Source organism: Pseudomonas sp. NPDC087029 (assembly GCF_044745345.1).
GTDB lineage: Bacteria > Pseudomonadota > Gammaproteobacteria > Pseudomonadales > Pseudomonadaceae > Aquipseudomonas > Aquipseudomonas faucium.
In genome coordinates this window covers 194,808-207,500 of sequence record NZ_JBIVAB010000008.1, presented here as the reverse complement: position 1 = coordinate 207,500, position 12,693 = coordinate 194,808, and the positions used below count along the sequence as shown (strand labels likewise).

The following is a 12,693-nucleotide window of genomic DNA, read 5'->3' as shown; positions in this document are numbered from 1 at the left end:
TTCCTCAGCCTTCCTCAGGCCAGAAGCGCAAAGGCTTGCCTTCAGCCGGCCAGAAGCGCATCTGCTCGATGGGCGACACATCCCAGCGCTGCACGGTCTCCAGCGCCTGCAGGAAGTGCTTCTCCTGCTCCATCAGCGCCGGCGCGCACAGCTTGCGGGTCTTGCCGACCTTGCCGAAGCTCAGGTGCTCGCCATCGAGCGTATATGGCGCAAACCAATGGTTGCAGCCCGCATTGCCGTAGGCGCGGCCGTCGCTGGCCAAGGTCAGGGTCAGGTGGCTGTAGTCGATCAGCGGGCGTTCGCCGATCCACTCCAGCACATAGCTGCGTTCCTGCTGCAGCTTGGAAGGTTCGGCGGCGCAACCCAGCAGGGCGCTGGCGATCAGCACCCCGGACAACACATTCTTCACGCGGCGCTCTCCTGGCATTGCGGGCACAGGTGCTTGTCGCCACGGCTGGCCCAGCCCAGCTCGGTGATGCGTGCGGTGGCGGCCGGCTGGCGGGCTTTCTTGCCCAGCTTGGCGTCCACGGCGAACTCGAAGTCCAGCACGGCGTCGCAGCTGTCGCATTCGACCTGCCAGGTGAGGATTTCCAGCTCGTTGAATACCGGGCCGCTGGCCACGGCTACCCACTGGCCACGCGGGTTGATCAGGTGGCGCACGCTTTCCACGGTCAGGCGCATGGCCAGGTCCTTGCTGCCCTTGAGGGTCACCAGCAGGGTGTCGCCCTTGTGCATCGATCCGCCGTTGCCGGTCACCTGGTAACGGCCCGGCAGCAGCGCGCGGCACTCGATCAGGGTGTGTTGCGGGTTGAAAAGGGTGTAGCGGAAATCGTGCTCGACCATGGGTCCTCCAGAAATGCCGCGTATCCTAGCATTAACCCGAGACCTGATTCTGCGGTTTGCCCGCCGCCCAGCGGATGATGTTGTCCAGGGTGGTGGCGGCGATGGCGTCCAGCGCTTCGCGGGTGAGGAACGCCTGGTGCGCGGTGATGATCACGTTGGGGAAGGTCAGCAGGCGCGCCAGCACATCGTCCTGCAGCGGCAGGTCGGAGCGGTCCTCGAAGAACAGCTGCGCTTCCTCTTCATAGACGTCCAGGCCCAGGTAACCCAGCTGCCCGCTTTTCAGCGCATCGATCAGCGCCGGGGTGTCCACCAGCGCGCCGCGGCCGGTGTTGATCAGCATGGCGCCGGGTTGCAGCTCGGCCAGGCTGCGGGCGTTGATCAGGTGCTTGGTGTGCTCGGTCAGCGGGCAGTGCAGGCTGATGATGCGCGCCTCGCGCAGCAGTTCGGGCAGCTCCAGGTAGCGCGCGCCCAGCGCCAGCAGCTCCGGGTTGGGGTAGGGGTCGTAGGCCAGCAGCTGGCAGCCGAAACCGGCCATGATGCGGGCGAAGGCAGCGCCAATCTGCCCGGTGCCGACCACGCCCACCGTCTTGCCGTGCAGGTCGAAGCCGGTCAGGCCATGCAGGGTGAAATCGCCTTCGCGGGTGCGGTTGTAGGCGCGGTGCAGGCGGCGGTTCAGGGCCAGGATCAGCGCCACGGCATGTTCGGCCACGGCATGCGGCGAATAGGCCGGCACCCGCACCACCGCCAGGCCCAGGCGCTGCGCGGCGGCCAGGTCGACGTGGTTGTAGCCGGCCGAACGCAGGGCGATCAGGCGCGTGCCGCCGGCCGCCAGGCGCTGCAGCACCTGGGCGTCGAGCTCGTCGTTGATGAACGGGCACACCACCTCGAAGCCCTGGGCCAGGGCGGCCGTGTCGAGGGTCAGCCGGGCGGGCTGGAAGTGCAGCTCCACGGCCAGGTCGCGGCCGGCCTGGGTGAAACTTTCCTGGTCGTAGTGCTGGCTGCTGAACAACAGGGCGCGCATGGTGGGGCTTCCTATTTCGAGAGTGGGGAGTGTAGCCGGCTGCCAGGGATGGATGTTGACCTGTGCCGGCCCTATCGCCGGCAAGCCGGCTCCCACATGAAGAACCGTGAGGTACCTGTGGGAGCCGGCTTGCCGGCGACAGGGCCCTTGAACTCAGGCGCTGAGCCGCGCCTGGGCCGCCAGCCGGCAGATCGCCCCGTCCAGGTCATCCAGGGCCTGCTGCGCCTGCGGATGGTCCTGCTTGAGCAAGGTTTCGCTGCGCTGGCAGGCTGCGCGCAGCTGCGGCACGCCGCAATAGCGAGAGGCGCCGTTGAGCCGGTGCACCTGCTCGATCAGCGCCGTGCGGTCCTCGGCTTCGCGCGCCGCACGGATCGCCTCGCGGTCGCTGTCCAGCGAGGCCAGCAGCATGGCCAGCATGTCGGCCGCAAGGTCCGGCTTGCCGGCGGCCAGGCGCAGCCCTTCGTCAGGGTCGAGCACCTGCAGTTCGTGGCCTTCGGCCTGCTGCTCGTCGGCACGCTCCAGGGGCGCGGCGCCCAGGCTCAGGCCGGTCCACTTCATCACCACCTGGGCCAGCTGGCGCTCGCTGATCGGTTTGGTCAGGTAGTCGTCCATGCCGCTGTGCAGCAAGGCGCGTTTCTCGTTGGCCATGGCGTGGGCGGTGAGGGCGACGATCGGCAGCGGGTTGCCGCTCTGGGTGTTTTCCCACAGGCGGATCTGCTCGGTGCAGGCGCGGCCATCCATGCCCGGCATCTGCACGTCCATCAGCACCAGGTCGAAGCTTTCGCTCTGCACCGCCTGCAGCGCGGCATGGCCGTTGTCGACCGCCAGCACGTCGGCGCCCAGGTCCTCGAGCAAGGTCTGCACCAGCAGCAGGTTGGCGGCATTGTCGTCGACGCAGAGGATCTTCGCCTGGCGCTCGCCCTTGTGCCCGGGGCCTGCTTCGCCCAGCGGGCGGCGCGGCTGCACCAGCTCCAGCAACAGGCGGCGCAGCTTGCGCGTGCAGGTCGGCTTGGACAGCAGCTGGCCGTGGCCATTGGGCAGGTAGGGGTGGTACAGCGCCTGCTCGGTGGTCGGGCACAGCACCACGCACTGGCAGTGATAGCGCTCCAGCTGCTGGTGATAGTCACCCAGCTGCTCCGGCGTGAGGTTGCCAAGGCTTGCGCCAAACACCGCGAACTCGAACGGCATGCCGCCCTGGAAGCCCGCCTGCACGCCTTGCAGCAGCTGCTCGTAGGAGGCGAACAGGCTCACGCTCAGGCCGCAATCCTCCAGCTGGTGCTCCAGGGCCTGGCGCGCCAGCTCGTGGCCATCGACCACCGCGGCGCGTCGGCCCAGCAGCGGTTGCAGCGGGTGCTCCTCGATATCGTCGTGTGCCTTGGGCAGGCTCAGGCTGATCCAGAACTGCGAGCCTTCGCCCGGCGTGCTGTCGACCCCGATCTCGCCGCCCATCTGCTCGATCAGGCGTTTGGAAATCACCAGCCCCAGGCCGGTGCCGCCGGGTTGCCGGGCCAGCGAGTTGTCGGCCTGGCTGAAGGCCTGGAACAGCGTGCGCACATCCTGCGGCGACAGGCCGATGCCGGTGTCCTGCACGCTGATGCGCAGTTGCGCGCTGTCTTCCTGTTCGTCCTCGAGCATGGCGCGCACGACGATGGTGCCTTCGCGGGTGAACTTGATGGCGTTGCTCACCAGGTTGGTGAGGATCTGCTTGAGCCGCAGCGGGTCACCGATCAGCGAGGTCGGCGTGTCGCGGTAGATCAGGCTGAGCAGCTCGAGCTGCTTGGCGTGGGCGGCGGGGGCGAGGATGGTGAGGGTGTCCTGGACCAGGTCGCGCAGGTTGAACGGGATGCTGTCGAGCACCAGCTTGCCGGCCTCGATCTTGGAGAAGTCGAGGATCTCGTTGATGATCCCCAAGAGGTTGTCGGCGGACTTTTCGATGGTGTTCAGGTAGTCGAGCTGGCGCGGCGTGAGCTCGCTTTTCTGCAGCAGATGGGTGAAGCCGAGGATGCCGTTGAGCGGCGTGCGGATCTCGTGGCTCATGTTGGCCAGGAACTCGGACTTGATGCGGCTGGCCTCCAGGGCCTCCTTGCGCGCCATGTCCAGCTCGATGTTCTGGATCTCGATGGTTTCCAGGTTCTGACGCACGTCCTCGGTGGCCTGGTCGATGCTGTGCTGCAGCTCTTCGTGGGCACTGTGCAGGGTTTCGGCCATGCGGTTGATGCCCCGCGCCAGTTCGTCCAGCTCGTGGCTGCTCATTGCCGGGAGGCGTTCTTCGAGGTGGCCGTCCTTGAGCTGGTTGACCGCGTGCTTGATGCGCGCGATCGGGTCGTTGATGGTGCGGCTCATGCGTATCGCCAGCAGGGCGCTGAGGCCCAGGCAGACGAGGATCAGCAGCACGCTGGTGAACAGGTTGCGGTAGCCGCGCAGCAGGGTGCCGTCGTGGGACAGCTCGATTTCGACCCAGCCCAGCAGGCGCTCGGCTTCCGCTGGCACGGCATCGGTGGCCAGGTCGCGGTGATGGCCGAACACCGGCATCAGGTAGCGGGTGGCATCGTTGCCGCTGCGCTGCAGCAACTGGGTGCCGGTGCCGCCGCTGGGCGGCTGGTTGATCATGCTCGGGCCGGCATGGGCCAGGCGGCTGCGGTCCGGGGCCAGGAACGCTACGGCGCGCACATCGGCCTGCTCCAGGGTTTGCGCGGCAATCCGCTCGAGCTGCGCAGGCGCCTGCCTGGCCAGGGCCGGGGCGGCCAGCGGGGCCAGCTGCTCGGCAATCATCTTGCCGCGCTGGAGCAACTGGGTGCGCAATTCATTTTGCTGCAACCAGGTGAAATAGCAGCCCAGCACCAGGGCCATCAGGATGGCGGGCAGCAATGCCAGCAGCAGAACCCGGCTGCGGATTCCCAAACGATCGAGCACACCAGCCTCCTGTCATGTGCCTGTACGCCGTGGCCTGCGCCACGAACCAAAGCGGAAAGTTACTCCGCCTGCGGCATGAATGCACCCTTTTGCCGGTGATTTTGCCAAGGCGCCGCGGCGCCGGTCGCGGGGCGGTTGCCTAGATCGGAAGCATGCCCAATAATCCCACGTAATTGAGAATGCATGGCAGTTGCCAATGAATCCCGTAGCGAATCACACTTCCAGTATCCTGGCCATCGAGGACGACCCGGTGCTGGGCGCCTATCTGCACGAAGAATTGCAGCGTGGCGGCTTCCAGGTGACCTGGTGCCGCAACGGCCTCGAAGGCCTGGAAACGGCCGGCCGGCAGATGTTCGACGTGGTGCTGATGGACATCCTCCTGCCTGGTCTCAACGGCCTGGACGCCCTGGCCCAGCTGCGCAGGCGCAGTGCCACGCCGGTGATCCTGATGTCGGCGCTGGGGGCTGAGGCCGACCGCATCTGCGGCTTCCAGCGCGGCGCCGACGACTACCTGCCCAAGCCCTTCAGCATGGCCGAATTGCAGGTGCGCATCGAAGCCATCCTGCGCCGCGTCGCCCTCGAGCGCCGCCACCAGCCTGCGCAGGACCTGGCCAGTGGCGAACTGCGCTTCGACGAGAACCTCTGCGATGTCAGCCTGGGCGGCCAGCACGCCGGGCTGACGCCAAGCGAATACCGCCTGTTCGACATCCTCAACCGCAACTTCGACGAAGTGATGAGCAAACCCTTCCTTTATCAGCAGGTGCTGCAGCGCGGCTATTCGCGGCATGACCGCAGCCTGGACATGCACGTCAGCCAGATCCGCCGCAAGCTCAAGGCCATCGGCTACCACGAGCGGCAGATCCGTACCGTCTGGGGCAAAGGCTACGTGCTCAGCGTCGGCGAGGCGGAGTGAGCGATGCTCGACCGCCATTCGCTGTTCTGGAAACTGGCCATCCTGCTGGTCGGCTTCTGCTTGTTGATGATCGGCCTCAGCTACACCTGGGGCCGCCACATGGATACCCAGAACGCCTTTCTCGATGAGCCCGCCCGCCAAGTGCTGCGTGGCTATGCCAGCGAGGCCGAGCAGGCCTGGCGCCGCGGCGGGCAAGCCGGGCTGGACCGCTGGCTGGAAGGCATGCACGGGCGCGAGCAGGGCTGGGTGGGGGTGCTCGACAGCAACCTGCGGCCCTTGAACAGTGCCACCCTGAGCCCGCAGATCATGCAGCGCCTGACCCGCCTGCGCGGCGTCGACTGGCCCATGAGCCGGCGCAGCGTCGACCAGCCCTGGCTGCGCATTCCGTTTCCCGGGGCGCCGGAGCAGGGCATGCTGGTGATCGAGCTGCCGACCCGCTTCACCCCAGGCCAGTACCTGCTGGCCTGGCGCATCGTCACCAACGGCATCATCCCTGGCCTGTTCACCTTGCTGCTGTGCATCGGCCTGTACCGCATGCTGATCGTGCCGCTCAACCAGCTGCGCGAACAGGCCAACGCCTGGCGCGCCGACCAGCTTTCGGCACGCCTGGACTCGCGCACCATCGCCCGGCATGACGAGCTGGGCGAGCTGGCCCGCGCCTTCGACCAGATGGCCGAGCGCCTGCAGGGCACGGTGGCCATGCAGCAGCAACTGCTGCGCGACCTGTCCCACGAAATGCGCACGCCCTTGAGCCGCCTGCGCGTGGCCTGTGACGGTGAAACCGACCTGGCCCGCCTGCGCGAACGGCTGGGCCGCGAAGTGGACTGCATGCAGCAACTGGTCGAAGACACCTTGCAACTGGCCTGGCAGGATGCCGAGCGGGCGCCGATGAACCTTGAGCCGATCCAGCTGCAGGCCTTGTGGGAACTGCTGGTCGAAGATGCCTGCTATGAAAGCGGCTGGTCGCCCGAACGCCTGCGCTGCGAGCTGCCGGCCCACTGCTGGGTGCACGGCAACCTCAACCACTTGGCCCAGGCCCTGGAGAACATGCTGCGCAATGCCATCCGCCATTCGCCGGAAAACGCCCTGGTGCGCCTGGGCGGCCAGCGAGAGGGCGGCTACTGGCGGTTGTGGTTGGAGGACGAGGGCGGCGGCGTGGCCGAGGCTGATCTTGAGCGCATCTTCGCGCCGTTTTCCCGCCTCGACGGCTCGCGCCCCGGGGACGGCGGTTTCGGCCTGGGGTTGAGCATCGCCCGCAGTGCAATCCAGCGCCAGGGCGGCACCTTGTGGGCCGAGAATGGCAAGCGCGGGCTGCGCCTGTGCATGCGCTTGCCGGTGCATGTGCAACCCGTCGCGGCCCCATCTCCTGCTGCATATAGCTTGTAGCTATAGCGACTACAGATTGCGTGATATGGCGGCGAGGGGTTTGCCGGTATGATAGTCGCCCCTGCCGTCCGGATTGTGAAATACACCATGACCTTGCAGTACCCAACCATCGCCGATTGCGTCGGCAATACGCCCCTGGTTCGCCTGCAGCGCATCGCTGGAGAAACCAGCAATACCCTCCTGCTCAAGCTCGAAGGTAACAATCCCGCCGGCTCGGTGAAGGACCGCCCGGCCCTGTCGATGATCACCCGCGCCGAACTGCGTGGCCAGATCAAGCCCGGCGACACCCTGATCGAAGCCACCTCCGGCAACACCGGCATCGCCCTGGCCATGGCGGCGGCGATCAAGGGCTACAAGATGATCCTGATCATGCCCGACAACTCCACCGCCGAGCGCAAGGCCGCCATGACCGCTTATGGCGCCGAGCTGATCCTGGTGACCAAGGAGGAGGGCATGGAAGGCGCCCGCGACCTGGCCGAGAAGCTGCAGGCCGAAGGCCGTGGCCTGGTCCTCGACCAGTTCGCCAATGGCGACAACCCGATCGCCCACTACAACAGCACCGGCCCCGAGATCTGGCAGCAGACCCAGGGCAGCATCACCCATTTCGTCAGCTCCATGGGCACCACCGGTACCATCATGGGCTGCTCGCAGTACCTCAAGGAGCAGAACCCGGCGGTGCAGATCATCGGCCTGCAGCCGATGGAAGGCTCGGCGATCCCGGGCATTCGCCGCTGGCCCGAGGAGTACCTGCCGAAAATCTTCGACGCCACCCGTGTCGACCGCGTGGTCGACATGTCCCAGCAGGAAGCCGAAGACACCACCCGCCGTCTTGCCCGCGAAGAGGGCATTTTCTGCGGCGTGTCTTCCGGTGGTGCGGTGGCAGCCATGCTGCGCCTGTCCCGCGAAGTGGAAAACGCGGTGATGGTCGCGATCATCTGTGACCGCGGCGACCGTTACCTGTCCACCGGCCTGTTCGACCCGAGCTAAATGTCCAGAAAGAAAAGCAACAGCGGCCTGCGCTTCCAGCCGGCCGGCGGTAACCGCACCCCACAGGTCCCCGTGGGCAAGAAACAGCGCCTGGAAATCGAGCGCCTGGCCGGTGACGGCCGCGGCATCGCCTTCCTCGAAGGGCGCACCTGGTTCGTCAGTGGCGCACTGGCCGGCGAGGCGGTCGAGGCGCGGGTGCTCAATGCCCGCGGCAAGGTGGTCGAGGCGCGCCTGGAGCGGGTGCTGCAGGCCAGCCCCGAGCGCCGCGAGGCGCCGTGCCGTCACTATGACCGCTGCGGTGGCTGCAACTTGCAGCACCTGCCCCACGAGGCTCAGCTGGCGCTCAAGCAGCGCACCCTGGCCGAGCAACTGCAGCGGGTTGCCGGCGTGCAGCCCGAGGAGTGGGCCGCGCCGTTGAGCGGACCTGAGTTCGGCTACCGGCGCCGGGCGAGGGTTGCGGTGCGCTGGGATGTGAAGGCACGCCAGTTGGAAGTGGGCTTTCGTGCCGAGGCCAGCCAGGACATTGTTTCCATCGATGACTGCGCGGTGCTGGTACAGCCTTTGCAATCTATTCTTCGCCACTTGCCGACCGTGCTGCGCTCGCTCGGCAAGCCGCAGGCGATCGGCCATGTGGAGCTGTTCAGCGGCACCGCCGAGGCGGTGCTGGTGCGCCACGTGATGCCGTTGCCGGCAGAAGACCTGGCGCGCCTCGAGGCGTTCTGCCATGAAGCCAAGGCGCAGCTCTGGCTGCAAGGCGAGGGCGAGCCTGCGCCGGTGGAGGCCGAGGCGAAACTCGGCTTTGCCCTGGCGCCCTGGCAACTGGAGCTGGCCTGGCGCCCGGGCGATTTCGTCCAGGTCAACGCCCAGGTCAACACGGCAATGATCGAGCAGGCCCTGGCCTGGCTCGCACCGCAAGCCGACGAGCGCGTGCTGGACATGTTCTGCGGCCTGGGCAACTTCGCCCTGCCGCTGGCCCGCCAGGCGCGCGAAGTGGTGGCGGTGGAAGGTGTGCAGGCCATGGTCGATCGGGCCGCGGCCAATGCCCGAAACAACGATGTGCATAACGCAGCGTTTTTTCAGGCCGATTTATCGCAGCCTTTGGCGGGCGCCGGATGGGCCGCCGAGGGCTTTTCTGCGGTACTCTTGGATCCACCGCGCGACGGTGCGTTCGAGGTGGTGCAAGGCATCGCCCGCCTCAAGGCCAAACGTCTGGTCTACGTATCGTGCAACCCGGCCACGCTGGCGCGAGACGCCCAGGTGCTGGTCGGCCAGGGGTACCGGTTAAAAAGGGCCGGGATTCTCGACATGTTTCCTCAGACGGCACATGTCGAGGCCATGGCGTTATTCGAAGCGGGCTAGCCAATTGGGCGCCCCTTGGTGCGGTTTCCACGGACTGGAAGCCACACGGTGATAGCCAGCGCACCCGTGTAGTGCGCTGTATGGAAAGGTAAAACAAAGATGGTACAGGTGAGAGTGCACCAGCCGGTCAACACCGACGGCAGTATCAATCTCGAAGCATGGCTGGATCATGTGGTGAGCGTCGATTCGGCATTGGATCGCGTGGCACTCAAGGAGGCCTGCGAGTTCGCCCAGGAAATCGAGAAGAAGGGCAACCCAGCCAAGCATTCATGGGCCGACGGTACTTCCAGCTTCCAGGCGGGCCTGGAAATCGCCGAAATCCTCGCCGACCTCAAGCTCGACCAGGACTCCCTGGTGGCGGCGGTCATCTATCGTTCGGTGCGCGAAGGCAAGGTGACCCTGGCCGAAGTCGGCCAGCGTTTTGGCCCGGTGGTGTCCAAGCTGATCGACGGCGTGCTGCGCATGGCCGCCATCAGCGCCAGCCTCAGCCCGCGCCAGTCGCTGGTGCTCGGCTCCCAGGCGCAGGTCGAGAACCTGCGCAAGATGCTCGTGGCCATGGTCGACGACGTGCGCGTGGCCTTGATCAAGCTGGCCGAGCGTACCTGCGCGATCCGTGCGGTGAAGTCCGCCGATGACGAAAAGCGCCTGCGCGTGGCCCGCGAGGTGTTCGACATCTACGCACCACTGGCGCACCGCCTGGGCATCGGCCATATCAAGTGGGAGCTGGAAGACCTGTCCTTCCGCTACCTCGAACCCGATCAGTACAAGCAGATCGCCAAGCTCCTGCACGAGCGCCGGCTGGATCGCGAGCGCTTCATCAGCGACGTGATGAACCAGCTGCAGAACGAGCTGCTGGCCACCGGCGTCAACGCCGACATCAGTGGCCGGGCCAAACACATCTATTCGATCTGGCGCAAGATGCAGCGCAAAGGCCTGGAATTCAGCCAGATCTACGATGTGCGCGCGGTGCGCGTGCTGGTGCCGGAGGTGCGCGACTGCTACACCGCGCTGGGCATCGTCCACACCCTCTGGCGGCACATCCCCAAGGAATTCGACGACTACATCGCCAACCCCAAGGAGAACGGCTACCGCTCGCTGCACACCGCGGTGATCGGCCCCGAGGGCAAGGTGCTGGAAGTGCAGATCCGTACCCACGGCATGCACGAAGAGGCCGAGCTCGGTGTCTGCGCCCACTGGCGCTACAAGGGCACCGACGTCAAGCCCAGCTCCAACCACTACGAAGAGAAGATCTCCTGGCTGCGCCAGGTCCTCGAATGGCACGAAGAGCTGGGCGACATCGGTGGCCTGGCCGAGCAGCTGCGCGTCGATATCGAGCCGGACCGGGTCTATGTGTTCACCCCCGACGGCCATGCCATCGACTTGCCCAAGGGCGCCACGCCGCTGGACTTCGCCTACCGCGTGCACACCGAGATCGGCCACAACTGCCGTGGCGCCAAGATCAACGGGCGCATCGTGCCGCTCAACTACAGCCTGCAGACCGGCGAGCAGGTGGAGATCATCACCAGCAAGCACGGCAACCCGAGCCGCGACTGGCTGAACTCCAACCTCGGCTACGTCACCACCTCGCGGGCGCGGGCGAAGATCGTCCACTGGTTCAAGCTGCAGGCACGCGACCAGAACGTCGCCGCCGGCAAGACCTTGCTTGAGCGCGAACTGAGCCGCCTGGGCCTGCCCCAGGTGGACTTCGAGCGCCTGGCCGAGAAGACCAACGTCAAGACCGCCGAGGACATGTTCGCCTCGCTCGGTGCTGGCGACCTGCGCCTGGCGCACCTGGTCAATGCCGCCCAGCAGCTGCTCGAGCCCGAGCGCATCGAGCAGATCGAACTGGTGCCGCGCAAGCCTACCGGCCCGCGCACCGGCAAGCGTGGCGATATCCAGATCCAGGGCGTGGGCAACCTGCTGACGCAGATGGCCGGCTGCTGCCAGCCACTGCCGGGCGACGCCATCGTCGGCTACATCACCCAGGGCCGCGGCGTGAGCATTCACCGCCAGGACTGCGCCTCGGTGCTGCAGCTGGCCGGGCGCGAGCCGGAGCGGATGATCCAGGTGAGCTGGGGCCCGATCCCGGTGCAGACCTACCCGGTCGATATCGTCATCCGTGCCTACGACCGCCCGGGCCTGCTGCGCGACGTGTCGCAGGTGCTGCTCAACGAGAAGATCAACGTGCTGGCGGTGAACACCCGCTCGAACAAGGAAGACAACACCGCGCTGATGTCGCTGACCATCGAGATTCCCGGCCTGGATGCGCTGGGGCGCCTGCTGGGCAGGATCTCGCAGTTGCCGAACATCATCGAGACGCGGCGTAATCGAACCCCTTGAGACTGCGGTGCCTTCTTCGCGGATGAATCCGCTCCTACCCGGTAGGAGCGGATTCATCCGCGATACAGGCACCACCGAAGGACCTGCCTAAATGACCTACACCCTCGAAGACCTGCTGCACCTCATGGCCCGCCTGCGCGACCCGCAATATGGCTGCCCATGGGACCTCAAGCAGAACTACGCGAGCATCGTCCCGCACACCATCGAGGAAGCCTACGAAGTCGCCGACACCATCGAGCGCGGCGACTTCGAGCACCTGCAGGGCGAACTCGGCGATCTGCTGTTCCAGGTGGTCTACTACAGCCAGCTGGCCAGGGAGGAGGGGCGTTTCGAGTTCGACGGCGTGGTCGACGGCATCACCCGCAAGCTCATCCGCCGCCACCCCCACGTATTCCCCACGGGCGAGCTGTATGCGCCGCTGGACACCCCCAGCCTGAGCGAGGCCCAGGTCAAGTCGCGCTGGGAAGAGATCAAGGCCGAAGAGCGTGCCGAAAACAGCGACCCGCAGCAGCTTTCGCTGCTCGATGACGTGCCTGCAACCTTGCCGGCCCTGTCGCGGGCAGCCAAACTGCAAAAGCGCGCGGCCACCGTCGGTTTCGACTGGCCCGAGGCCCTGCCGGTGCTCGACAAGGTCCGCGAGGAACTCGACGAAGTGCTGCAGGCCATGGCCGACGGCGATGCCGACGCGCTGGAAGATGAAGTCGGCGACCTGCTGTTCGCCGCGGTCAACCTGGCCCGCCACCTTAAGCAAGACCCGGAAAACGCCCTGCGCCGCGCCAACCGCAAGTTCGAGCGGCGTTTCCGCTTCATCGAACAGGCATTGCGCGACAGTGGTCGGGCGATTGAAGCATGTAACCTTGACGAACTGGACGCCCTCTGGGGGGAAGCCAAACGTCAGGAAAAGAACCTGCCCAGCTGCGGCTGAGTAGCT

The 12,693-nt window shown here is 66.3% G+C and carries 10 protein-coding genes; 6 read left to right on the top strand and 4 right to left on the bottom strand.

Translation table 11 applies throughout. The features are described from left to right. Positions 1-4: 4 nt before the first annotated feature. From ACIPG5_RS15625 to ACIPG5_RS15610, 4 genes are all read right to left on the bottom strand, one after another. A complete protein-coding gene (locus tag ACIPG5_RS15625) occupies positions 5-409 on the bottom strand; it encodes an META domain-containing protein (RefSeq protein ID WP_236193741.1) in 405 nt (134 codons plus the stop codon). After that, positions 406-843, bottom strand: a complete 438-nt coding sequence (locus ACIPG5_RS15620) for a hypothetical protein (protein WP_176518345.1) — start codon at positions 841-843, stop codon at positions 406-408. Before ACIPG5_RS15620 ends, ACIPG5_RS15625 begins: the two co-directional genes overlap by 4 nt. 31 nt (positions 844-874) lie before the next feature. Beyond that, on the bottom strand, positions 875-1,864 hold the full coding sequence (locus ACIPG5_RS15615; RefSeq protein WP_236238126.1) for a 2-hydroxyacid dehydrogenase: 990 nt from the start codon (positions 1,862-1,864) through the stop codon (positions 875-877). Positions 1,865-2,017: 153 nt separating this feature from the next. Then, positions 2,018-4,777, bottom strand: coding sequence for a response regulator (locus tag ACIPG5_RS15610; protein ID WP_401376147.1), 2,760 nt, complete (start codon positions 4,775-4,777; stop codon positions 2,018-2,020). Positions 4,778-4,973: 196 nt separating this feature from the next. Between ACIPG5_RS15610 and ACIPG5_RS15605 the strand changes: the two genes are divergently transcribed. The 6 genes from ACIPG5_RS15605 to mazG all read left to right on the top strand — a co-directional run bounded on the left by ACIPG5_RS15605 (position 4,974) and on the right by mazG (position 12,687). Further along, entirely contained in the window at positions 4,974-5,690 is a 717-nt protein-coding gene (locus ACIPG5_RS15605) for a response regulator transcription factor (RefSeq protein WP_176515711.1), read from the top strand. 3 nt (positions 5,691-5,693) lie between these two features. Then, positions 5,694-7,076: a sensor histidine kinase gene (locus ACIPG5_RS15600; RefSeq protein WP_176515709.1), complete on the top strand. Its 1,383-nt coding sequence runs from the start codon at positions 5,694-5,696 to the stop codon at positions 7,074-7,076. A gap of 87 nt (positions 7,077-7,163) precedes the next feature. Next, the gene (gene cysM, locus ACIPG5_RS15595; protein WP_024717686.1) at positions 7,164-8,063 is read left to right on the top strand and encodes a cysteine synthase CysM; all 900 of its coding nucleotides are present in this window, start codon (positions 7,164-7,166) and stop codon (positions 8,061-8,063) included. After that, positions 8,064-9,422, top strand: coding sequence for a 23S rRNA (uracil(1939)-C(5))-methyltransferase RlmD (rlmD, locus tag ACIPG5_RS15590; protein ID WP_401376143.1), 1,359 nt, complete (start codon positions 8,064-8,066; stop codon positions 9,420-9,422). A 99-nt stretch (positions 9,423-9,521) separates the two neighbouring features. Further along, positions 9,522-11,762, top strand: a complete 2,241-nt coding sequence (gene relA, locus ACIPG5_RS15585; RefSeq protein WP_176515703.1) for a GTP diphosphokinase — start codon at positions 9,522-9,524, stop codon at positions 11,760-11,762. A gap of 91 nt (positions 11,763-11,853) precedes the next feature. Continuing rightward, positions 11,854-12,687: a nucleoside triphosphate pyrophosphohydrolase gene (mazG, locus tag ACIPG5_RS15580; protein WP_176515701.1), complete on the top strand. Its 834-nt coding sequence runs from the start codon at positions 11,854-11,856 to the stop codon at positions 12,685-12,687. Positions 12,688-12,693: the final 6 nt, after the last annotated feature.

Bases quoted from the DNA above. Each gene is read 5' to 3' on its own strand.
- ACIPG5_RS15620 (WP_176518345.1), bottom strand. From the start codon at position 843: ATGGTCGAGCACGATTTCCGCTACACCCTTTTCAACCCGCAACACACC.
- ACIPG5_RS15615 (WP_236238126.1), bottom strand. From the start codon at position 1,864: ATGCGCGCCCTGTTGTTCAGCAGCCAGCACTACGACCAGGAAAGTTTC.
- ACIPG5_RS15605 (WP_176515711.1), top strand. From the start codon at position 4,974: ATGAATCCCGTAGCGAATCACACTTCCAGTATCCTGGCCATCGAGGAC.
- ACIPG5_RS15600 (WP_176515709.1), top strand. From the start codon at position 5,694: ATGCTCGACCGCCATTCGCTGTTCTGGAAACTGGCCATCCTGCTGGTC.
- cysM (WP_024717686.1), top strand. From the start codon at position 7,164: ATGACCTTGCAGTACCCAACCATCGCCGATTGCGTCGGCAATACGCCC.
- rlmD (WP_401376143.1), top strand. From the start codon at position 8,064: ATGTCCAGAAAGAAAAGCAACAGCGGCCTGCGCTTCCAGCCGGCCGGC.
- relA (WP_176515703.1), top strand. From the start codon at position 9,522: ATGGTACAGGTGAGAGTGCACCAGCCGGTCAACACCGACGGCAGTATC.
- mazG (WP_176515701.1), top strand. From the start codon at position 11,854: ATGACCTACACCCTCGAAGACCTGCTGCACCTCATGGCCCGCCTGCGC.